Annotated in this window: 25 protein-coding genes and 1 riboswitch; of the genes, 7 read left to right on the forward strand and 18 right to left on the reverse strand. The window is 63.9% G+C overall.

What is annotated here, in order from left to right; genetic code table 11:
- The 6 genes from ACFVTG_RS23100 to fabF form a co-directional block, all read left to right on the forward strand.
- Positions 1-201 (forward strand): hypothetical protein (locus tag ACFVTG_RS23100; protein ID WP_390283076.1); only part of this gene is annotated, 201 nt, incomplete at its 5' end.
- Between the two features lie 209 nt (positions 202-410).
- The gene (locus ACFVTG_RS23105) at positions 411-1,655 is read left to right on the forward strand and encodes a CdaR family transcriptional regulator (RefSeq protein ID WP_284751101.1); all 1,245 of its coding nucleotides are present in this window, start codon (positions 411-413) and stop codon (positions 1,653-1,655) included.
- A gap of 88 nt (positions 1,656-1,743) precedes the next feature.
- Positions 1,744-2,673 (forward strand): ACP S-malonyltransferase, encoded by a 930-nt coding sequence (locus tag ACFVTG_RS23110; protein WP_284751102.1) that lies wholly within the window; start codon positions 1,744-1,746, stop codon positions 2,671-2,673.
- Positions 2,670-3,731, forward strand: a complete 1,062-nt coding sequence (locus ACFVTG_RS23115; protein ID WP_390283078.1) for a beta-ketoacyl-ACP synthase III — start codon at positions 2,670-2,672, stop codon at positions 3,729-3,731. Before ACFVTG_RS23110 ends, ACFVTG_RS23115 begins: the two co-directional genes overlap by 4 nt.
- Positions 3,732-3,840: 109 nt before the next feature.
- Positions 3,841-4,086, forward strand: a complete 246-nt coding sequence (locus tag ACFVTG_RS23120) for an acyl carrier protein (protein WP_028267518.1) — start codon at positions 3,841-3,843, stop codon at positions 4,084-4,086.
- A gap of 140 nt (positions 4,087-4,226) precedes the next feature.
- Positions 4,227-5,462: a beta-ketoacyl-ACP synthase II gene (gene fabF / locus ACFVTG_RS23125; RefSeq protein ID WP_284751104.1), complete on the forward strand. Its 1,236-nt coding sequence runs from the start codon at positions 4,227-4,229 to the stop codon at positions 5,460-5,462.
- 162 nt (positions 5,463-5,624) lie between these two features.
- On the opposite strand, the gene ACFVTG_RS23130 is transcribed toward fabF, so the two are convergent.
- The 17 genes from ACFVTG_RS23130 to ACFVTG_RS23210 all read right to left on the reverse strand — a co-directional run bounded on the left by ACFVTG_RS23130 (position 5,625) and on the right by ACFVTG_RS23210 (position 19,218).
- A complete protein-coding gene (locus ACFVTG_RS23130) occupies positions 5,625-6,128 on the reverse strand; it encodes a DUF3145 domain-containing protein (RefSeq protein ID WP_078108617.1) in 504 nt (167 codons plus the stop codon).
- Positions 6,129-6,387: 259 nt separating this feature from the next.
- On the reverse strand, positions 6,388-7,353 hold the full coding sequence (locus tag ACFVTG_RS23135; protein WP_390283081.1) for a tyrosine recombinase XerC: 966 nt from the start codon (positions 7,351-7,353) through the stop codon (positions 6,388-6,390).
- A 72-nt stretch (positions 7,354-7,425) separates the two neighbouring features.
- A complete protein-coding gene (dprA, locus tag ACFVTG_RS23140) occupies positions 7,426-8,652 on the reverse strand; it encodes a DNA-processing protein DprA (protein ID WP_390283083.1) in 1,227 nt (408 codons plus the stop codon).
- Positions 8,653-8,663: 11 nt separating this feature from the next.
- Entirely contained in the window at positions 8,664-10,205 is a 1,542-nt protein-coding gene (locus ACFVTG_RS23145; protein ID WP_390283085.1) for a YifB family Mg chelatase-like AAA ATPase, read from the reverse strand.
- Complete coding sequence (locus tag ACFVTG_RS23150) at positions 10,206-10,562, reverse strand: YraN family protein (RefSeq protein ID WP_284751118.1); 357 nt, start codon at positions 10,560-10,562, stop codon at positions 10,206-10,208. It abuts the gene before it with no gap.
- Positions 10,563-10,675: 113 nt separating this feature from the next.
- On the reverse strand, positions 10,676-11,020 hold the full coding sequence (locus ACFVTG_RS23155; protein WP_059387678.1) for a DUF2469 domain-containing protein: 345 nt from the start codon (positions 11,018-11,020) through the stop codon (positions 10,676-10,678).
- Positions 11,021-11,098: 78 nt separating this feature from the next.
- Complete coding sequence (locus ACFVTG_RS23160) at positions 11,099-11,809, reverse strand: ribonuclease HII (RefSeq protein WP_390283088.1); 711 nt, start codon at positions 11,807-11,809, stop codon at positions 11,099-11,101.
- 35 nt (positions 11,810-11,844) lie between these two features.
- The gene (lepB, locus tag ACFVTG_RS23165) at positions 11,845-12,792 is read right to left on the reverse strand and encodes a signal peptidase I (RefSeq protein WP_390283090.1); all 948 of its coding nucleotides are present in this window, start codon (positions 12,790-12,792) and stop codon (positions 11,845-11,847) included.
- Positions 12,793-13,470, reverse strand: coding sequence for a signal peptidase I (gene lepB / locus ACFVTG_RS23170; RefSeq protein ID WP_390283092.1), 678 nt, complete (start codon positions 13,468-13,470; stop codon positions 12,793-12,795).
- Positions 13,471-13,548: 78 nt separating this feature from the next.
- A complete protein-coding gene (rplS, locus tag ACFVTG_RS23175; RefSeq protein WP_059387674.1) occupies positions 13,549-13,908 on the reverse strand; it encodes a 50S ribosomal protein L19 in 360 nt (119 codons plus the stop codon).
- A 286-nt stretch (positions 13,909-14,194) separates the two neighbouring features.
- Positions 14,195-15,040, reverse strand: coding sequence for a tRNA (guanosine(37)-N1)-methyltransferase TrmD (gene trmD / locus ACFVTG_RS23180; protein WP_390283094.1), 846 nt, complete (start codon positions 15,038-15,040; stop codon positions 14,195-14,197).
- A complete protein-coding gene (rimM, locus tag ACFVTG_RS23185) occupies positions 15,041-15,604 on the reverse strand; it encodes a ribosome maturation factor RimM (protein ID WP_390283096.1) in 564 nt (187 codons plus the stop codon).
- 130 nt (positions 15,605-15,734) lie between these two features.
- The gene (locus ACFVTG_RS23190; protein ID WP_028267532.1) at positions 15,735-15,977 is read right to left on the reverse strand and encodes an RNA-binding protein; all 243 of its coding nucleotides are present in this window, start codon (positions 15,975-15,977) and stop codon (positions 15,735-15,737) included.
- A gap of 1 nt (position 15,978) precedes the next feature.
- Positions 15,979-16,401, reverse strand: a complete 423-nt coding sequence (gene rpsP / locus ACFVTG_RS23195) for a 30S ribosomal protein S16 (RefSeq protein ID WP_059387673.1) — start codon at positions 16,399-16,401, stop codon at positions 15,979-15,981.
- Positions 16,402-16,595: 194 nt separating this feature from the next.
- Positions 16,596-17,039, reverse strand: coding sequence for a hypothetical protein (locus ACFVTG_RS23200; RefSeq protein ID WP_284751125.1), 444 nt, complete (start codon positions 17,037-17,039; stop codon positions 16,596-16,598).
- A gap of 134 nt (positions 17,040-17,173) precedes the next feature.
- Positions 17,174-18,046 carry a VOC family protein gene (locus tag ACFVTG_RS23205; RefSeq protein WP_284751126.1) on the reverse strand — a complete coding sequence of 291 codons (873 nt, stop codon included), beginning with the start codon at positions 18,044-18,046 and terminating at the stop codon, positions 17,174-17,176.
- Positions 18,047-18,123: 77 nt separating this feature from the next.
- The gene (locus ACFVTG_RS23210) at positions 18,124-19,218 is read right to left on the reverse strand and encodes an amidohydrolase family protein (RefSeq protein WP_390283100.1); all 1,095 of its coding nucleotides are present in this window, start codon (positions 19,216-19,218) and stop codon (positions 18,124-18,126) included.
- A gap of 93 nt (positions 19,219-19,311) precedes the next feature.
- A riboswitch (TPP riboswitch) is annotated at positions 19,312-19,419 on the forward strand.
- Between ACFVTG_RS23210 and thiC the strand changes: the two genes are divergently transcribed.
- Positions 19,415-21,244 carry a phosphomethylpyrimidine synthase ThiC gene (gene thiC / locus ACFVTG_RS23215; protein ID WP_284751128.1) on the forward strand — a complete coding sequence of 610 codons (1,830 nt, stop codon included), beginning with the start codon at positions 19,415-19,417 and terminating at the stop codon, positions 21,242-21,244. Its footprint overlaps the riboswitch before it by 5 nt.
- Here thiC and ACFVTG_RS23220 read toward each other — a convergent pair whose 3' ends face one another.
- A complete protein-coding gene (locus ACFVTG_RS23220; protein ID WP_390283102.1) occupies positions 21,245-21,994 on the reverse strand; it encodes an alpha/beta fold hydrolase in 750 nt (249 codons plus the stop codon). It lies immediately after the preceding gene.
- Positions 21,995-22,061: the final 67 nt, after the last annotated feature.

Below are 22,061 nucleotides of genomic sequence, written 5' to 3' on the forward strand. Positions count from 1 at the left end.
GACGGCTTCGGATTCTCCGACACCCGCCAAGCCGCACGCCGCTTCTTCAAAAACGACACCCACTCCATCGTCGTCAAAGCCCTCCAACTCCTCGCCCGCCGAGGCGAAGTTGACGTGCAGGCGCCGGCCCAGGCAATCGAGAAGTACAGCCTCCTCGACGTCAACGCCGGCACCACCGGAGGGGCGGGCGGCGAAAGCTAAGCCTCCAGAGAAGCAAGCAACATCTCGACGGCGGTCCACACCGAAAGGTGCGGGCCGCCGTCGGGCTTTAACACCCGGGCTTTAACATCCGGGCAGTAACAATCGCCGCTCAGCACCACTCGACGCGGACAGTCACGTGACGTGCACCAATCGCAGTTGTAGCCTTCGCACAAATGGAGCTTGTGGATGATGCGCCGTATGCTCAAGGCATGGCAGAGCCGAATCAAACCCCCGCGAAACGCAAAGCGGCCGCGCGCACGTTATCACCCGAAAAGGCGGAGACCCTCAAGCGGCTCCGTGCCAATGTGGGGCAACTGTCCACCACCACCATGCGCAAGCTTGAGAAATCGTTGCCATGGTACAGCCGGCTGAGCTCCGATGAACGCTCAGCATTGGGCCTGGTTGCCCAAAACGGAATCGCGGCTTTCGTGACGTGGTACGAGAGGCCGAGCTCGCCGTCGTGGATCCTGACGGACGTCTTCGGGAATGCTCCGACCGAACTGACCCGCTCCATCAGCCTGCAAAAGGCCCTCCAGCTGATCCGGATCGTCGTCGAGGTGGTGGAGGACCAGGTCCCCGTCATCGCACCCGAAGCCGACCAGCCCTCTTTGCGCGAAGCGGTCCTGCGCTACTCGCGGGAAGTGGCATTCGCCGCAGCCGATGTCTATGCCCGCGCCGCCGAATCCCGCGGTTCCTGGGACACCAGGCTCGAAGCCTTGATCGTGGACGCCATCCTCCGTGGCGAGAACACCGACGCCCTTCGTTCCCGCATCGCGGCCCTCGGCTGGAAGGCCCAGGAGCGCTTCACGGTGATGGTGGGCAACTCGCCGTCGGAACCAAGCGCAAGCTACGTGAGCGAGTTGCGCCGGACCGCCGGACGCTACGCCGAGGACGCCCTCGTCGGCATCCAGGGCGATCGCCTCATCCTGATCCTCGGTGGCGTCCAAGACCGCGACACCGCGTATCTGAAACTGAGCGAGCTGTTCGCCCCCGGCGCGGTGGTCTATGGACCCGAGGCCGGGTCACTGTTGGAGGCAAGCAGCTCCGCACAGGCAGCCTTTGCAGGGCTCACAGCTGCCAAGGCCTGGCCGTCGGCTCCGCGACCGGTAGCCGCTGACGACCTCCTCCCGGAGCGCGTAGTCTCAGGCGACGACGCCGCCCGCCGTTCCCTGATCAAGAACATTTACCGGCCGCTGCTGGCCGCATCCAACGGCCTTGTTGAAACCCTCGGAACCTACTTGGAACTGGGCCATTCCCTCGAAGCAACCGCCCGCGAGCTGTTCGTCCACGCAAACACGGTGCGGTATCGTCTCAAGCGCGTCTGCGACGTCACAGGGTGGGATCCCCTCCTCCCCCGGGAGGCTTTCGTGCTCCAAACCGCGTTGGTTGTGGGCAGGCTTTCGGCCCAGCCAAAGGCGACGTCGGAGCGTCACGGTACCCGATCCGCGGGTTGAACCGTTGTAGACTTCCTACAAACTGACCCAGTGAGCTTGGTGTACGCAAACACCAGTAGTTCACGCGGCAATTTGGAAAGCTGGTTACGTGCTTGCAATCGTCTGCCCTGGACAGGGCTCCCAGACCCCTGGATTTTTGGCCCCCTGGCTGGAGCTCCCTTCCGTAGAAGGCCATTTGGCCTCCCTGAGCGAAATCGCAGGCATCGACCTCAAGGCCCACGGCACCACCTCCGATGAAGAAACCATCAAGGACACTGCCGTCGCGCAGCCCCTGATTGTTGCCGCAGGGCTCGTGGCAGCGAAATCGCTGTTCGACGTCGAACTCAGTACCCTTCCGATCGTCCTTGCCGGCCACTCGGTCGGGGAGATCACGGCCTCGGCGCTTGCGGGTGTCCTGAGCGAGGAAGAAGCCATGACGTTTGTCCGCGAGCGTGCCAACAACATGGCCGCTGCCGCCGCCGTCACCCCCACCGGAATGAGTGCCGTCGTCGGCGGCGATCCGGCCGAGGTGCTGTCCGCTATCGAGGCAGCGGGCGCAACTCCCGCGAACGTCAACGGCGCGGGCCAGACGGTTGCCGCGGGCACGTTCGAACAGCTCCAGGCGCTGGCTGACAACCCGCCTGCCAAGGCCAGGGTCATCCCGCTGAAGGTCGCCGGAGCATTCCACACCTCCCACATGGCCCCGGCCGTGAGCGCGCTTGAAGCACTGCGGCCGTCGCTCAAACCGCAGGCTCCCACGGTTCCCTTGCTCTCGAACTTCGATGGCCAGGAAGTAACGGACGGCGGCGCCGCCGTCGAAAGCCTGATCGCCCAGGTCTCGCGCCCGGTGCGCTGGGACCTCTGCATGGAGAACCTGGTCCAGCGCGGAGTCACCGGACTCATCGAACTGGCACCTGCCGGCACCTTGGCCGGCCTCGCCAAGCGCGGCATGCCCGGCGTGAAAACCGTTGCCGTCAAGACGCCGGAAGACTTGTCCGCCGCACTTGCACTCTTCGCGGAATTGGAGGGAGACGCATGAGCGCCCCCGTACTCAAGCAAGCGCCGACGAACGCATACTCGCGCGTTATCGGCATCGGGGCATACCGCCCTGACATCATCGTCACCAACGACGACGTTTGCCAGTGGATCGATTCCTCGGACGAATGGATCCGCCAGCGCACAGGCATCGTGACCCGCCACCGCGCTGCGGCCGATGTCAGCGTTATCGACATGGCCGAAGGCGCTGCCCGCGAGGCACTCAAGCAGGCCGGCATTGAGGCTTCCCAGCTGGGTGCCGTCATCGTCTCCACCGTCACGCACCCGTATGCCACGCCGTCCGCCGCCGCCGCCCTCACCGACCGTTTGGGCGCCACCCCTGCACCGGCCTTCGACATCTCCGCGGCATGTGCAGGCTACTGCTATGGCATCGCCCAGGGCGACGCCTTGGTCCGATCGGGCGCGGCTGAATACGTCCTGGTGGTCGGCGCCGAGAAGCTCTCGGACGTCATCGACAACCATGAGCGAACCATTTCCTTCCTTCTCGGCGACGGTGCGGGCGCCGTGATCATCGGCCCGTCCGACACGCCCGGCATTGCCCCGTCCGTCTGGGGATCCGATGGCAGCAAGTGGAACGCGATCGGCATGACGCATTCCCTCGACGAAGTCCGCAACCTTGGCGAGACTGCCCGCCACTCGGATGAATCCGACGATCAGGCCATTATTTCCGCAGCGCAGGATGTCTGGCCGACGCTCCGCCAGGACGGCCAGACGGTCTTCCGCTGGGCCGTCTGGGAAATGGCGAAGGTTGCCCAGCAAGCCCTCGACGCCGCAGGCATTGAAGCCTTGGATCTGGCGGCGTTTGTCCCGCACCAGGCGAACATGCGGATCATCGATGAGATGGTCAAGAAGCTCAAACTTCCCGAGACTGTGGTGGTTGCACGGGACATCGCCGATGCGGGAAATACTTCTGCCGCCTCCATTCCGCTGGCCACGCACCGACTCCTCAAGGAGAACCCGGCGCTCAGCGGCGGCCTCGCCTTGCAGATCGGCTTCGGTGCCGGTCTTGTGTTTGGTGCCCAGGTAATCGTTCTTCCGTAGTTTCGGACCGCGCCTGCCTTCCAATTGAATAGCGCTTTGAAACCCAAGCCGTAACCGCGGTTTGCCCCCATTCCGGCAATAGCCGGCACAACAAGAAAAGGAGCCAACAATGGCTAGCAACGAAGAAATCCTGGCCGGCCTGGCTGAAATCGTGAACGAAGAGACCGGCCTCGCCACCGAAGCCGTGGAGCTGGACAAGTCCTTCACCGAGGACCTCGACATCGACTCCATCTCCATGATGACCATCGTCGTCAACGCCGAAGAGAAGTTCGGCGTGCGCATCCCGGACGAAGAGGTCAAGAACCTCAAGACCGTCGGCGACGCCGTCAACTTCATCTCGAACGCACAGGCCTAGCCTGGCCTCAACTGTGCCGGACTTCGGGTGCGCCCTGTTGCATCCGAAGCCCGGCACAGCTGCTTTATCTCCCAAAGTTTTTTCCTGCCTCCCCAGTGAGAACAGCACGTGGGTTGGCTGATCCGACAGAGAGTGATCGCATGGCACGCAAAGTAGTCATAACCGGTCTGGGCGCCACAACGCCCATCGGCGGCGACGTCCCCACGATGTGGAAGAACGCGCTCAAAGGGGTCTCCGGTGCCCACACACTCGAGGACGAGTGGGTTGCCAAGTATGACCTTCCGGTCCACTTTGCCGCCCGGTGCTCGACGCCGGCCCTCGAGGTTCTGAGCCGCGTAGAAGCCAAGCGCATGGACCCGTCCACGCAATTCGGTGTCATCGCCGCCCGCGAGGCCTGGGCTGATTCCGGTATCACCGAAATCGACCACGATCGCCTTGCCGTGGCTTTCGCCACGGGTATCGGTGGCGTCTGGACGCTCCTGGACGCCTGGGACACGCTGAGGGAAAAGGGCCCCCGCCGGGTTCTGCCCATGACGGTTCCCATGCTCATGCCGAACGGCGTCGCCGCCGCGGTCAGCCTTGACCTTGGTGCCCGCGCCGGTGCGCACACCCCGGTTTCTGCCTGCGCTTCCGGCACCGAAGCCTTGCACCTCGGCCTGGATCTCATCCGCTCCGGCAAGGCCGACGTCGTCGTCTGCGGCGGCGCCGAAGCCGCCATCCACCCGATGCCGCTCGCCGCGTTTTCTTCGATGCAGGCCCTCTCGCGCCGCAATGACGATCCCGAGCACGCTTCGCGGCCATACGACCGCGACCGCGACGGCTTTGTCATGGGTGAAGGCGCCGGCGCCCTGGTCCTGGAAGCCGAGGAGCACGCGATCGCCCGCGGCGCACGCATCTACGCTGAGCTCGCCGGCACTTCAGTCACGGCTGACGCCTACCACATCACGGCACCGGACCCGGAAGGCCTGGGCGCTACCCGCGCTTTGAAGGCTGCCATGTTCGATGGCCGCATCCAAGCTGAGGACGTCGTGCACGTCAACGCCCACGCCACCTCGACGCCTGTTGGTGACAAGCCCGAGTACACGGCGCTCCGCGCGGCACTGGGCGCCCACGTCGACAATGTGGCGGTCTCCGCCACCAAGTCGCAGATGGGCCACCTGTTGGGCGCTTCAGGGGCCGTAGAAGCGGTGCTGACGGTCCTCGCCGTCTACGAACGCCAGGCTCCGTTGACCATCAACCTTGAGAACCAGGATCCGGAGATCCCGCTCGACGTCGTCACTTCGGCACGCACATTGCCTGCCGGTGACATTGTCGCTTTGAGCAACTCCTTCGGTTTCGGCGGCCACAACGCCGTCATCGCCATCCGCAACGTCTGACAGTCGCCGGAGCTTCGACGAACAAAGCAAGGCACAAGAGGAGGGCCCCACCGTGGTGGGGCCCTCCTCTTTGCTATGGAAAAGCTATTTTGGGAACTTTGTTCCCTAACCGACCGGGCGTTCCCTAACCGAGCTGGCGTTCCCTAACCGACCTGGTGGAGCCTAACCGACCTGGTGGAGCCAGCGCACAGGGGCGCCTTCAGCGGCATGGCGGAAGGGCTCGAGCTCTTCGTCCCAGGCCTCACCGAGCGCCAAGGAAAGTTCGTGGTAGACGGCGGCAGGATCTCCCGCCCCCGACTCGTAGGCGTAGCGGATGCGGTCCTCAGTCACCATGATGTTGCCGTGGACATCGGTGACGGCATGGAAAATACCCAGCTCCGGTGTGTGCGACCAACGCGCGCCGTCGACGCCTTGGCTGGGCTCCTCGGTGACTTCGTAGCGAAGGTGCGCCCATCCTCGCAGTGCCGAAGCCAATTGGGCACCCGTTCCAGGGACTCCTGCCCAGGAGAGCTCGGCGCGGAACATTCCGGGCGCGGCCGGCTGAGGGGTCCACTCAAGATCGGTCCGCTTGTCAACGACCGATCCGATGGCCCACTCAACGTGAGGGCACAACGCGGTAGGGGCCGAATGCACAAACAAGACACCGCGGGTTATTGCAACAGACATTCCATCCTCCATAGCTGTAGGTACGTCTTCCCCAACGACCTCTGCCTGGATGAAAATGTGCTGCGCGGGTGCCGCGCTGTTCCGGTTTTCCTACCTATCTATGATTTTTTCCGCAGCGGAAGAACATTCAAGTTTTGGTTGAAAGTTCCCCCGCAGTGCTTTCATTTTGCCGTACCGACCCGAATTACGCCAGTGCGATTCACGGACGGGCGGTTTTCCTCCTCTGGGACTGTTCGAAGTGTGGCACGGTTTCTGGTCCTTAAGCACGGGGGTGGGCTTGTTGATAGCTCTTCCGGAGCCGGTCCACCGACACATGGGTGTAGATCTGGGTTGTTGCGAGGCTGCTGTGTCCCAGGATTTCCTGCACGGCACGCAGGTCCGCGCCGCCGTCGAGCAAATGGGTGGCGGCGGTGTGACGCAGGGCATGGGGGCCGGTTGCCGCGGTATCCCCCAAGGCTGCCAGGAGGTCGTTGACGACGCTGCGGGCCTGGCGCTGATCGATGCGGTTGCCCCTTGAACTGAGGAAGAGTGCCGGCCCGCTGCGCTCGTTTGCGAGCCGTGGGCGTCCGCGGCGGAGCCAGTCGTCGACGGCGAGCGCAGCCGGGACCCCATAGGGCACCGTCCGTTCCTTGTTGCCTTTGCCGAGCACGCGAAGAGTCCGGCGGTCCGGATCGAGATCATCGATGTCCAGGCCGGCGAGCTCGCCGACGCGGATCCCTGTGGCGTAGAGCAATTCGACGACGGCGCGGTTTCTCAACGGCATCGGAGAGCCCTCCGCGGCTGCCTCTGACAGGTTTTCGAAGATCCTGGAGACTTGCTGCTGGTGAAGGACTCCGGGGAGTGTGTGGTCCCGTTTGGGGGCTTGGAGGCGAATGGCGGGGTCCGACGCGATGAGTTCTTCCCGCAGGGCCCAGGCGGTGAATGCGCGGGCCGTCGCGGCATGCCGGGCGAGTGTTGCCCTGGACCGGCCGGATTCGCTTTGTGCCCCCAGCCAACGTCGAAGGGTGCCGAGTTCCAGGTCCGCGAGTTCCCCCACGCCCTCCACGGCAGCGAAGCGCAGTAGGTTCTCGACGTCGGCGATGTACGCCCTCACCGTGTGGGCGGACCTGGCCCGTTCGCTTTCGAGGTAACGCCGGAAGTGCTGAACGGACCCGGCGAGTGCTTCGGGGAGCGGATTCTCTTGCACCCTTCCACTGTGCCAGCCGCGGGGCCCGGTGGCTGGCATCGCCACGTTCCGTGCGGGAGCCAGCCAAGGTCCGGGCTCGTGTGATCCCGTCAGGCCCGCACCGCACCCCCCTCAATATCTCTTTCCGGACCTTTTCCACGCGCCACTCACTGATACCGCCAAGCCCAACAGGCCGAGGCGTCCAAGACCTGCCCTGACGGACTCGGGGCTGAGTCCCGCAACGACCGCGAGCTTCTCCACCGAGCTCGTAGAACGGACGGGCAGGGAGTCGAGCAGGATGAGGTCCTCGAGGGTGAGCCCGTCGTGATCCGAGGCTGCCGTTTCCTTGTCCCCGACGAGCCCCTCACCGCTCGACCCTGCCAGTTCAGCGATCTCTCCGACGTCCGTGACGCAAACAGCTCCGCCATCCCGGAGGAGCCGATGGCAGCCCGCAGAGTTGGCGCTGTGGATGGACCCCGGGACCGCGGCGACCGCCCTGCCGATGGATTCGGCATGATGGGCTGTATTCAAGGCTCCCGAGCGCCATCGAGCTTCCACCACCACGGTCACGGCTGCCAAGGCAGCGATAATCCTGTTCCGCTGAAGGAAGCGGTAACGGGTGGGCGCCGAGCCCGGGGGAACTTCAGAAATGAGCGCACCTTGGTTTGCCACGGCACGCAGCAAATCCTCGTTTCCGGACGGATAGTATCGGTCCACGCCCCCGGCCATCACCGCGATGGTCGGCATGTCGCTGGTGCCCCCGGCCAAAGCCCCACGGTGCGCATGGGCGTCGATACCGTAAGCCCCTCCAGACACGACGGTGCAGCCGCGCTGACCCAGCCCATAGGCGAAATCACCCGTTACTGAGGCCCCATAGCTTGTACTGTCCCGTGAGCCTACGAGGGCCACAACCCGCCGGATGGGTGGGAACGCCAATTCGTGTCCCCGCCACCACAAACACAACGGCTCATGAAGGCCCAGGTCTGCCAACTGCGCGGGCCACAGCGGGTCCCCAGGGATGATCATGCGACCACCCAGGCGTTGCATGGTGGCAAGATCGCGGTCCGGTGCAAGATCCGGGATCCGTGGCGCCCACCTTCTCAATGCAGCAGCCAAACCAGCCCCGGCAGAAGAAACCCCATTGTCCACCAACAAGGAAGCCACTTCCTGCTCAAGCCCGTGCCCGGGAGCGAGTTCGCCGGTAGCTATTCTGAGACCGTCAACGGCCCCTGCGGCCTGCACGAGCGCGAGCCCGGCCGCATCTTGCGGTTCCATCAGCCGTGATAGCGCTGCCCGGGCGAGTCGCTCCCTGCTCCGGTCCGGAGCGTCCGAGGTGAGCCGCTGGCCGTGTTCAGTCATGGCGTGTCCTTTCATGCGGCCGCAACCGCCTGCCGCAAGCCGAGGGCCTGTCCGATATCGTCGCTGTGGGGTTGGTCTCTGTGGCCCAGATCAGCAAGGGTCCACGCGAGACGCAGGACGCGGTCGTAACCTCTGGCCGTGAGGATTCCACGTTCCAGGGAAGTATCCAGGATCTTCGTGGTCGCGGAAGGGAGTCGCAGTTCGCCGCGCAGTACCCGCCCGGGAACCTGCGAGTTGGTTTCCATCCCGAAACTCCCGAGCCGCTCACGTTGCCGCGACCGGGCGGCATGGACCCTCCCGGCGACCGTGGCCGTGTCCTCCTCTGCTCCGGATTGCCCGAAGTCCGCGAGGGATACACGCTCCACCTGAAGCTGGATGTCCACTCTGTCCAGCAACGGCCCGGACATGCGCCCGAAGTAGCGGCGCCGCATCACCGGGGTGCAGGTGCAATCGACTCCCTTCCCAGTGGCCTTCCCGCAAGGGCAAGGGTTCGCCGCGAGGACCAGCTGGAAGCGGGCCGGATATGCGGCTGTGCCGGCGGAGCGATGGATGACCAGCTCGCCGCTCTCCAGAGGTTGCCGCAGGGCGTCCAGGACCCGGCGTTCGTACTCGGGGGCCTCGTCCAGGAACAAAACGCCACGATGCGCCCGTGATGCCGCCCCCGGCCGCGGCAAGCCGGAACCACCGCCGATGATTGCTGCGGCGGTGGCGCTGTGATGTGGGTTCTCAAAGGGCGGGCGACGCAACAGCCGTACCGAATCAACATGGACAGCCGAAAGCGAGTGGATCGCCGTGACCTCCATGGCTTCCTGGTCCCCCAAATCCGGCAAGAGCCCCGGGAGCCGCTCGGCAAGCATCGTCTTGCCCGCACCGGGCGGCCCGCAAAGCAGCACATGATGTGCGCCGGCTGCCGCAACCTCCAAGGCGCGGCGGGCATCGCCTTGCCCCGAGACATCACAAAGATCCGGAACAACCGCGGCCCCGACGTCGTGGTCTCCTGCAACGTCACCATCGGCCGGATCGTAATCCAGGGCCAGGTCCTGCGGATTGGCCCCGAAATCAAACGCAAGGCGGGCTAAGGTCTTATAGCCGCGGACCACCGCGCCCGGAACCAACTCCGCCTCGGCGACGTTTGCGTGCGCCACCACGATCTCCTGATGACCTGCCTGAACAGCTGCCATGACCGCCGGCAAGATGCCGCGAACCGGCCTCAACCTGCCATCCAATCCCAACTCGGAGATGAAGACAGTACCTTCCGTAGAACGGATATCACCGGCAGCGCGCAATACTGCCATGGTGATCGCGAGGTCGAATCCCGAGCCGCGCTTCGGCAGTGAGGCCGGAATCAGGTTCGCGGTGATCTTTCGACGACTCAGCGGGATGCCTGAGTTCTGTGCCGCGGAACGAATGCGCTCCTTGGCTTCGTTCAAGGAGGCATCCGGCAGACCCAGGATCACGAAATTGGGGAGGGTTTGGCCGATATCTGCCTCGACCTCCACGATGTAACCGTTCAGGCCAAGCAGCGCAACGGAGTAGCTTCGGCCCACGCCCATCTAGCCCACACCCTTGAGGTGTTCGAGCTGTGGCTCGCCCACGCCGTCGTCGATGATTCCCACCACATCCACCCGGCGGCGCAGGACGCGCAGCTCGTGATCACGGCACCAGGACAAAGCCAGGCGATGGAGCCTAGCGAGCTTGGCAGCGCCGACCGCTTCGAAAGGGTGCCCATAGGCCAGGTTCTTCCGCGTCTTGACCTCGGCGATCACCAGAGTGTCGCCGTCGAGCGCCACGATGTCGATCTCGCCCTCGGAGCATCTCCAATTGCGGTCCACAATCCGCATTCCCTGGGTTTCAAGGAAAGTGACGGCCAGCGTTTCGCCGTGCCGGCCCAACTGGTCTTTGGCTTTCATGACCACCTCCGCTTCCAGCCTGGAGGCGCGGAGAATCCAAAGACAGGGGGCAGTTCGGCTATGTGGGAAAACTCCGTCAGCCAGACGGTGTGGAGGACTAGTTGTCGGGCTTCCTAGTTGCCCAGGTTGCCAAGATCGCCTAGGTCGCCGTCCTTCGGCAGGGAAAGTTCCTCGCTGCGCGGAAGTTCTTCGACGTTGACGTCCTTGAACGTAATGACCCGGACATTCTTCACGAAACGCGCCGAACGGTAGACGTCCCAAACCCAGGCATCCTGGAGCGTGAGGTCGAAATAGACCTCGCCATCGGCACTGCGGGCCTGCAGGTCAACGTGGTTCGCCAGATAGAACCGCCGTTCGGTCTCGACAACGTAGCTGAACAAACCAACAACGTCGCGGTATTCGCGGTAGAGCTGCAGCTCCATGTCGGTTTCGTAGTTCTCAAGATCCTCGGCACTCATAGATCCATCTTGCACCATAGAGCGGGCACACGCCGCCAAGGTTGGGCGGGCGGCATCCAGGACAGGGAAAAGCGGGGTCTAGATCAGGTTCCAGCTGGTCCGGTGGTACGGCGTGGGACCCAACGATCTGATGGCATCGCGGTGGAAGGACGTGGCGTAGCCCTTGTTCTCGTTCCAGCCGAAGGCCGGATATTCCTCGTGCAGGCCAAGCATGATGCGGTCCCTGGCCACCTTGGCCAGCACGCTGGCAGCCGCCACGCTGAGGCAGCTCATGTCCGCCTTCACGCGGGTGTGCACTGGCGCCTCGCAGGCAGGACCGGATGGCTCGACGTCGAATAAGGAACCTTGGCTCTGGGGCGAGAGCCAGTTGTGGCTTCCATCCAGCAGCACGAGGTCCGGATGCACGCCCGAGTCGAGAATCTCGAACCAGGCGCGTGTTCCGGCAAGGCGCAGGGCACCCACAATGCCCAGTGCATCGATCTCCATCGAACTTGCGTGGCCCACTGCGGAGCCAACCGCCCATTCGCGAACCAGCGGTTCCAAACGCTCGCGGTCTTCGGGCTTGAGAAGTTTGCTGTCGCGGACATCGGCGAGCAAGCCGTGGTCCCTGAGATCGACGACGGCGATCCCCACCGATACCGGCCCTGCAAGGGCTCCTCGCCCTACTTCGTCGACACCGGCCAGGAGCGTGACCCCCGGAGCCAGGAAACCCCGTTCGACGTCCAGGGTCGGAAAATCAGGAGCGTGCTTGGTCCGCGCGGCGGGTTTCCGCTGCGTTCGAACCGGCATTGCCGCTCCCGCCGTCCTGGTCCCTGCGGGCGCCATCATTTGCTCGCTGGAGCCGTGGGTGAAGCCGTGTTCTGGGGCGACGGCGCAGGAACGTTGCGGAAGACCTCGGAGTGGTTGTCAAGGATCTGCCAACGGTTGATGGGCCAGGCAATCACCGTGGCTTTGCCCTCGACGTCGGAGATGTCGATAAAACCACCATTGACTGATTGGTGTTCCCGGGAGTCGGCCGAGTTGTTGCGGTTGTCGCCCATAACCCAAATTTTGCCCGCAGGGACCACCACATCGAAAGACTTGGCCATGGGAACCTGGGCAGGATTGATGTAGCTCTCGTTAAGAACCGTGCCGTTGACGCTGACCCGCGCGGAACTGTCGCAGCACGAGACCCTGTCCCCCGGCAGGCCGATCACGCGCTTGACGAGGTGCTGATTGGTCTCGTCCGGTAGCAACCCGACGAAGACAAGTCCGTCCTGGAACCATTTGAAGGGCCCGGGCGCCGCCTTCTGCGTGGGGGGCAGCCATCCTTGTGTGTCCTTGAAGACCACGATGTCGCCGCGCTCCAGTGCGAAAGGCTGCGGAACCAGCAGATTAACGAAGATCCGGTCGTCAACGTCAAGGGTGTTGACCATGGACTCCGAGGGAATGAAGAAGGCACGGAACAGGAAAGTCTTGATGAGGAAGGACAACACGATGGCGATGACCACCACGGTGCCGATTTCCCTGAGCCAGCCGAGGAACGGACTGGCGTGGGTTTTGCCGGCAGTTTCAGACCGATCGCTTTCGTCCGAAGCCAGCCGCGAACCCCGCCGCGCGGCGCGGCGCGGAGACTCCTGCTCCCCAGGCGAGGCAGCCGCCGGGCCGGTCCCCCTGTCCGGGGCCGGATCGGCGTCGTCCGCTGCGAGATCCATGCGGGGAGCGGACGGTCCGTCCAGGAGCCGGGCATCGTCGTCGTGCCGTTCCGGCTTCCCGGGAGTTGTCTCGGGCATCTATCGTCCGTTCTTCGAGGTTGTACCGGCCTGCGCAGGGCGAGGCAGTTCTGCAAATCTATCAAGCGGCCAGATAATCCGGACCGGACGCCCGATGACACGCTCCAGTGGCACCATTCCTCCGCCGGGTGCGCCCAGAAGGCCGCGCGAATCGGCCGATCGTGAACGGTGGTCCCCCATGAGCCACAATCGGTCACTCGGAACGATGACGTCGAACCTCTGTTCGCTCGGCGTGTCGCCGGGATAAAGATAGGGTTCCTCAAGCGGCTGACCGTTGACTGTGAGTTTTCCATCGGTGCCACAACAAACAACGTGGTCTCCGGGAAGCCCGATGACACGTTTGACGTATGTCGTCTCGCTTCCCGTCAGGCCCAGCCAATGGCCGGTGGCGGCCACGGCGTCGGCAAACGGTCCCTTGCCGCTGTTCAGCGGAGCAAAGGTTCCCCTGCCGTCGAAGACCACGATGTCTCCACGGCGAATAGGGTCTGCGGCGAAATCAGTCCGGGAGACAAGGATGCGGTCCCCGGTGCCCAGGATCGGCTCCATGGACTCGGAGGGGATGAAGTAGACATCTAGCCACAAGGACCGGACAAGCCCGCTGATTGCCACGGCCAGGACAAATGCGAGCAAAACAAAACGCCAGCCCTGTTTCCGGGGCTGGCGTTTTGCGTGGTCCATGATTCGTTTCCTGTTGCGTTGCGGATTTCTCCGGCGCAGGCCGGACACGAATCCAGGACCCGCTGTTGGTCGAAAGACCTACTTGCCGGTGGCGAAGTCGCGCTTTTCCTTGATCTTCGCAGCCTTACCGCGCAGTGCGCGCATGTAGTAGAGCTTGGCGCGACGGACGTCACCCTTGGTGACGACCTCGATCTTCTCGATGATCGGGGAGTGAACCGGGAAGGTACGCTCTACGCCGACACCGAAGGAAACCTTGCGGACCGTGAAGGTTTCGCGAACGCCGTCACCCTGGCGGCCCAGGACGAAGCCCTGGAAGACCTGGACACGGGAGTTCTTGCCTTCGATGATGTTCACGTGAACCTTGATGGTGTCACCCGCGCGGAACTCGGGAACATCGTTACGCAGCGAAGCTGCATCTACGCTATCGAGGATATGCATTAATCCACTCCTGGTGAACGCCACAGGTCATCCACTTTGGGTCACGGCGGGCAAGCCCGGGGCGCAAAGCCGTCCGGAAATTACCGCCGAAGATTTTCAAGTCCGATACCGCCACTGATTGGTGGTTCCGGGTTGTCATGCTGTTGGTGACGCTCCCCCTGTGGCAGGCGCGAACCCAGTAGACACAAGGGTTAATTCTGCCACACCCCGGGAGTTCCGGCCAATCCCGCGAATGCGGCCCGGTGGTTGCGGCCGGCTGGAGGATGAAGTTGCCCGACGGCGGGGCTCAGTCCGGGAGGTTGCCGTCCGGGCGGTGCCGCAACCGGCCGTCGACGACGTCGTACCCGAGTTCGCCGAAAGCGGTGCGGTCCGCGCGTGTCAGGCGGCCGGCGTCGAACTCTGCGAGCAGGTCCGGGCGGCGTTCCGCCGTGCGGCGGAACTGTTCGTGGCGCCGCCACTGGGCGATCTTGCCGTGGTTGCCGCTCAAGAGGACGGCGGGCACGTCACGATCGCGCCACGACGAGGGCTTCGTGTAGACCGGGTACTCCAGCAAGCCGTCTGAATGGGATTCCTCCACCAAGGATTCGGGATTGCCGACGACGCCCGGAAGCAATCGTCCGATGGCCTCGACCATGGCAAGGACTGCAACCTCGCCGCCGTTGAGGACGTAGTCGCCCAAACTGACCGGGCGGACCGTGAAGTGTCCTGCCGCCCACTCGATGACGCGCTCGTCAATGCCTTCATAGCGGCCGCAGGCGAAAACGAGTTGCTCTTCCTCGGCGAGCTCATAGGCGAGGGCCTGGTTGAAACGCTCCCCCGCGGGCGACGGGACGATCAGGACCGGCCTTTTCGTCGGTCCGTCGGATGGGCCGTCAGTTGCGGGGCTTTCCGCTACGGCAAGCCGCGCATCGGCAATGGATTCCAAGGCCTGGGCCCAGGGTTCGGGTTTCATGACCATGCCCGCACCGCCACCATACGGAGTGTCGTCCACGGTGCGGTGCTTGTCCGTGGTGAAGGTCCTCAAGTCATGGACATTGAGCTCCAAAAGCCCATCCTGACGGGCCTTGCCTATGAGGGAAAGCTCGAGTGGCGCCAGGTACTCGGGAAAGATGCTGACGACATCGATGCGCATCTAGGCGTCATCCTTGGTGTGGGCGTCGTCCTCTTCCGTATCGGAGCCCGAAGCGTCAGTGTTCAGTTCGAAGAGGCCCGGCGGAGGGGTAAGAAGCACGTAGCCGTCCTCGACGTTGACCTCAGGCACGATCTCTTCGACGAACGGCACCAGGATTTCCTTGCCGTCCGCGTCTTCAATGACCAGCAGATCCTGCACGGGCATCGTGTTGAGTGCGGTTACCTTGCCCACGGTCTGCGAGCCGACACGGACCTCAAGGCCGACGAGCTCATGCTCGTACCAGCCTTCGTCGTCGTCCTCCTCCAGTTCTTCCGTCTCTATGAACAGCTTCGCGCCGCGGATTTCCTCCGCCTGGTTGCGCGTGGAGATCTCTTCGAAACCGAGCAACAGGATGTCCTTGTTCCAGCGGGCGCTGCTGATGGTCAAGGGACCGGCCTTTGCGGGCTCCACCACAAATTCGGTCCCCGGGACGAAACGATCGCCGGGGGCATCAGTGAGCACCTGGACAGTGACTTCGCCGCGGATTCCGTGGGGCTTGCCGATTCGGGCAACCTGGAGCTGCATGGGGTTCCTCTGATTTCTTCGCTGGGCCGACTTAGGGACCAAGGCTGGGGGTTTTGCTCGTAAAACAATCCGGCCCCTCCACCATAATCTGGTGAAGGGGCCGGATCTAAGACAAGTATTGCTGAGCGCGTTACCGGCGACGGTCGGTGTCGACGACGTCGACCCTGACCTGCTCGCCGCCCGCCAATGCCGCAATCACAGTGCGCAAAGCGCGTGCGGTGCGACCCTGGCGACCGATCACCCGTCCGAGATCGTCCTGGTGAACACGCACCTCGAGGGATTCCCCGCGGCGGTTGTTCTTGGCACTGACCTTGACGTCCTCAGGGCTGTCAACGATGCCACGGACCAAGTGCTCGAGCGCTTCTGCCAGCAACTTACTCAGCCTCGGTGGTCTCTGCTTCAGCGTCAGCGGGAGCTTCAGTTGCTTCCGACTGCTTGGCCTTCTTGGTGATGGCTTCCGGGATGATGACGGAACCCTTCTCCGGTGCAACGAAAGCAGGCTTGGCGACCTTGGTCTTCAGCGTGCCTTCCTGGCCCGGGAGACCCTTGAACTTCTGCCAGTCACCGGTGATCTTGAGGATCGCGGCAACCTGCTCGGTCGGCTGGGCGCCGACGGACAGCCAGTACTGTGCACGCTCGGAGACGACCTCGATGTACGAGGGCTCTTCGGTGGGGTGGTACTTGCCGATTTCTTCAATCGCACGGCCATCGCGCTTGGCGCGGGAGTCCATGACGACGATGCGGTAGTACGGTGCGCGCATCTTACCGAAGCGCTTAAGGCGAATCTTTACGGCCACTTTTGTGGTCACTCCTGTTTCTGAAACGGGGTTGAGCCCGTCGTTCTGCACCCGTGGGGCGGGCCATACTTGAGGGTTCCAAGGACAAGATGCACGCACGGAGAGAGGGGCCACGCGGATCGAGTACCTGTCTATTGTGCCAGATGGCAGCCAGTATTTCGAACACGCGGCCGTGCGGCGGGTTTACCGCAGGGTTACTGCTCGGCGGACCAGACGTAGAGACCGGCCCGTTCGGCCTTCTCGACGTCGCTCGCGAGCGACGCCAACTGCTGGACATACAGCCGGGACTGTTGGGCGTCAAAGGGCATATCTTCTTGGGCCGCCCAGCGTTCGGCGACGTCGTCGAGGATGCTTCCCTCGCCCTCGGTCTCGTAGCTGAGAAGCTCAGACAAGGCACGCACCATGGCTTCGGGGACGCCCAGCAAGGCGTCGCTGGTGACGTCCACCAAAGCGAGCTCATAGTCGGCCCCGGCTGCGTGCACGGCCGTGCCGGCCAGGTCGCCAAGTTGTTCTACTTCAAAATCGCTGATTCCCGGGATCCGTACCGCGGCGCCGGATACGTCACTGCCCTTCTCCAGGGCAGCGGCCCTCTTGAGTGCTTCATCGTGGGTGGCAACAAAGATTTCAGCAAAGCCCATGGAAACTACTCTCATTCATTCGTGCCAACGGAGCTGCGGCGTGGCCGAAAAGTGCGCGCCACGCCGTCGAGCCTAAGTGTAACTTGCGAGGGGTCCCCGGCTGAGCGAAGCGAAGTCGGGGAGCAAGTTGGACGCTAGCGGACGGCGACGCGCAGCCGGTTGCGCCACGGGTCCTCGAAGCGCAGCTCCTGGCCGGTGTGGTGGGACGCGATGCCGGCAACCTTGAGGCGATCGGCGAGCGCGCCGACGTCGTCTCCTGACGGCACCTCGATGACCACCTCGCCGAGGCCGAGCGTGTCCTTGCGCGGACCTGCACCGCGGCTGTTCCACACATTCATGGCCATGTGGTGGTGGTAGCCGCCCGCGGAGACGAACAGGGCCTGCCCATGCCAGCCGGCCGTCTGCTCGAAGCCCAGGGTGTCGACGTAGAAATCATGGGCGGTCCGCACGTCGCCCACCTGCAGGTGGACATGCCCGACGCCGGCGCCCGCCTCATGCTGGCCGGTCACCGCCGATTCGCTCAAGTACTGCTGGAGGTAGCGCTGCGGCGGGAGCGGCAGGCTGTCCATGACGACCGAACTACCGTTCCACTCCCAGCCTTCGCGGGGCTTGTCGTAGTAGAGCTCGATGCCGTTGCCCTCCGGGTCGGTGAAGTAGAAGGCCTCGCTGACGAGGTGGTCTGCGCTGCCGACGAAGGCATGGGGTTCGTATTGCGCCGCCGAGGCAACAGTTGCGGCGAGCGATGACTGGTCTTCGAAGAGCAAAGCCGTGTGGAAGAGCCCGGCCTCTCCGCGGCCCGGGATCTGGAGCCCGGAGGCCGGAGCCAAGTGCACCAGCGGCTTGCCGAGCCTGCCAAAGTAGAGTCCGCCATCCTGTTCGGCGACGACGTCCAGGCCCAGCGCCCGCTGGTAGTAGTCGCCCATGAGCTTCATGTCCCCCACTTTGAGCATGACAGTGCCCATGGTGAGTTCGGCAGGAAGGAGATCCTGGCTGGATGTGATGGTCATGTGAAACTCCCGGCTTTCGTGGCGCCGCCCTTCGGCAACCTCTATGTATCTAAATTACTTGAAGCTTCAATTTATTCCTAATGCCCGGCGCTTCTTGAAATGTGTCCCCTCAGCACGGTGCATTGCGGCTTCAGCACGATCTCAAGGGACGCACGGGGATCGTTTGCGTAGAGCACGACGTCGGCACTGGCGCCTTCGCTGATGCCGTCGGCACCCAGCCACTCGCGGGCGGACCAGCAGGCGGCATCGAGGGCGGCGGCCGCCGGAAGGCCGGCCTGGTGCAGTTCCAGAATTTCCTCGCCGATCCGGCCGTGCTTGATGACGCTGCCGGCGTCGGTCCCGGCATACACCCGCACACCGGCGTCGAACGCCTCGAGGACCCGCTCATGCCGGCGCTCCCACAACGCGATCATGTGGGCGGCGTAACGCGGGAACTTGGTTTCAGCCTGCTTCGCGATGTCCGGAAAAGTCGCAATGTTGATGAGGGTCGGGACGATCGGAACATCCTGGTCCAGCAGCCGCGGAATATGGTGCGGGAGGAGACCGGTGGCGTGCTCGATGCAGTCGATGCCGGCGTCGAGCACGTCGACGATAGTCCCTTCGGCGAAGCAATGGGCGGTCACCCGGGCCCCCTCGTCGTGTGCCGCCGCCACCGCGTCCTTGACGACGGCGGCCGGGAAGGACGGGCCAAGATCCCCGGCCGAGCGGTCGATCCAGTCCCCGACGATCTTGACCCAGCCATCTCCGGACCGGGCCTGCTTGCGCACCGCCTCCACCAGATTCTCCGGCTCAACCTCTTCGGCCAGCCCGGGGATGTACCGGCGTTGCCTCGCGATGTGCCTGCCTGCGCGGATGATCCTGGGCATGTCCGCCCGGCGCTGCAGCCAGCGCGTGTCACTTGCGGATCCCGCGTCGCGGATCAAGAGCGTCCCGGCGTTACGATCCGCCGTTGCCTGCAGACGGGCAGTCTCCTCGTCCACCGCTCCACCCTTGCCCAAGCCAACATGGCAGTGTGAGTCGACAAGTCCGGGCGCCACCCATCCGTCCAGGACGACGTCCGGTACGGCAGCAGGCCGCAAAAAGGTCAGCCGTCCGTCGACCGACCAGAGGCCGCGCCGTTCCACGTCCGGCCCGGTGAGGACGGTGCCGCTGAATTCGATGATTTCCGCCATGATTCCACCCTAGACTCCGACGCCGCGCCCGGCCCGGTCACATCTGTCCTCGGTCACATCTGTCTCTGGAACTCTCAGCTGTGGTAGCTTCGTCTACGACCACACGGGGGCCCTTGCAAGGGCTGAGATCGGGCTGACGCAGCCTGCGACCGTTGAACCTGTCCGGGTAATGCCGGCGAAGGAAGTGAGTAATCCTTTGAGCACCAAAGAAACACAGCTGAGCCCTACCCAAAACGGATCGGCCCAAGAGGTGACACAGTCCCTCAAGTCGCATTCCCTCTCGTTCCTTGAAGATGCCGAAACGGGAATCCGGGTTCCAGTGACTGAAATAGCCCTGGAACCGTCCCCGAACGGCGAGGCCAACGCGCCATTCCAGGTGTACCGCACCGCAGGACCCGGTAGTGATCCCGTCGTGGGCCTCGAACCGTTCCGCAGCGAGTGGATCGAAGCCCGCGGCGACACCGAGGCCTACAGCGGCCGCGAACGGAACCTTCTCGACGACGGCAAGTCTGCCGTGCGCCGCGGCGCGGCCTCGGCGGAGTGGAAGGGCGCACAGCCGGTGCCCCGCCGCGCCGTCGACGGCAAGACCGTGACACAGATGCACTATGCCAAGCAGGGCATCGTGACGCCCGAAATGCAGTTCGTGGCACTACGCGAAAACTGCGATGTTGAACTGGTCCGCAGCGAAGTCGCCGCAGGCCGGGCCATCATCCCCAACAACATCAACCACCCCGAATCCGAACCGATGATCATCGGCAAGGCGTTCCTGGTGAAGATCAATGCCAATATCGGCAACTCGGCCGTCACCAGTTCCATCGCCGAGGAAGTGGACAAGTTGCAGTGGGCAACGCAATGGGGCGCCGACACGGTCATGGACCTGTCCACGGGCGACGACATCCACACCACCCGTGAGTGGATCATCCGCAACTCCCCCGTGCCGATCGGCACCGTGCCCATTTACCAGGCCCTCGAGAAAGTCAACGGCGAAGCCAACAAGCTCACGTGGGAAATCTTCCGCGACACTGTCATTGAACAGTGCGAGCAAGGCGTGGACTACATGACCATCCACGCCGGCGTGCTGCTGCGCTACGTGCCGCTCACTGCCAACCGCGTGACGGGCATCGTCTCCCGCGGCGGCTCCATCATGGCGGGCTGGTGCCTGGCCCACCACGAGGAAAACTTCCTCTACACCCACTTCGACGAGCTCTGCGAAATTTTCGCCAAGTACGACGTCGCGTTCTCCCTCGGCGACGGCTTGCGCCCGGGAGCGACGGCGGACGCCAACGACGCCGCGCAGTTCGCCGAGCTCGACACCCTGGCCGAGCTGACGCAGCGGGCGTGGGAATTCGACGTCCAGGTCATGGTGGAAGGACCCGGCCACGTTCCCTTCCACTTGGTGCGGGAAAACGTGGAGCGCCAGCAGGAGCTTTGCAAGGGCGCTCCGTTCTACACTTTGGGTCCCCTGGTCACGGACGTCGCTCCGGGCTACGACCACATCACCTCGGCCATCGGCGCCACGGAGATCGCACGCTACGGAACCGCGATGCTCTGCTACGTCACCCCGAAGGAACACCTGGGCCTGCCAAACAAGGACGACGTCAAGACCGGCGTGATCACGTACAAGATCGCCGCCCACGCCGCGGACCTTGCCAAGGGACACCCGGGCGCCCACGAACGCGACGATGCCCTCTCCAAGGCCCGCTTCGAGTTCCGCTGGCGTGACCAGTTCGCCCTGTCATTGGATCCAGTCACGGCCGAAGCGTTCCACGACGAGACCCTCCCCGCCGAACCGGCCAAGACGGCGCATTTCTGCTCCATGTGTGGCCCGAAATTCTGCTCCATGCGCATCAGCCAGGACATCCGTGACGAATACGGCTCCGCGGATTCCCAGGCAGCCATCGCGGAAATGTACAGCGGGATGCGCGAAAAGAGCGAGGAGTTCCTGGCATCCGGCGGAAAGGTCTACCTGCCCGAACTCGAGGTTCCCGCAGGAAAACGTGAGGCGACGTCAGGAAGCCTGAACTGATCAGGAAGCTTGGACTGACCCGGCGCGGCTGACATCCGCGATGAAGGAGCGGATCATCCGGTCTCCTTCAACTGAGTCATGAGGCCGGTGTCCTCCAGCCGCAACGCGGTGGAGGGCACCGGTTTCCTGCAGGTAGCCGGCGATCTCTTCGTACAGGGGTTCCCAACCACCGGTCAGGACAAGCGTGGGAACGCCCGGCACAATGTGCAGGGGCGCTTCCCACGGCGGCGCTTGGAGCCGCAGGCGTCGCGCGGTACGCCTGGCCTCCGGAGTGCTGAGGACTGCAGCCTCCGAGGAAAACGCCCGGCGGACGAATTCACGTTGGTAATCGTCGTCGCTGAGTTCGTTCCGGATCGCGAACAAGGGCTCCATCAGTGCCCGGTAAGCCGCGGTGGCGGGCAATTCAGCAGTCAAGGAAAGGCACGCCGGTTCAACCAGCACGAGGGAGCGGATCAGGTCCGGCCTCTCCACCGCAGCCAGCATGGCGGAAATCGCGCCTTGGGAATGCGCCACGACATGGCCTCCACGCGCGGGGCCGGCCGCCGAAGCGGCCTCCCGAGCTCCGAGGCACTCGAGGATAATCTCCACATCGGCTGCAACATCGGATTCCAAAGGCTCGGCCTGCGCATCAAAGCCGTGGCGTTTCAGGAACAGTGCATCGTATGCCAGCGCCATGCCATGCTGTTTCGGCCACGCGGCAGCGCCGAATGTGCCTGCTCCATGGACGAACACGACGCGCTGCTTTTGCATCCCCCCAGCCTATGGCACGGGGCCGACAACCCAACTCACTAGCAGTTATTGTCGTTCTGGGGCGTCA

Source organism: Arthrobacter sp. NPDC058127 (genome assembly GCF_042884555.1).
Taxonomy (GTDB): Bacteria; Actinomycetota; Actinomycetes; order Actinomycetales; family Micrococcaceae; genus Arthrobacter.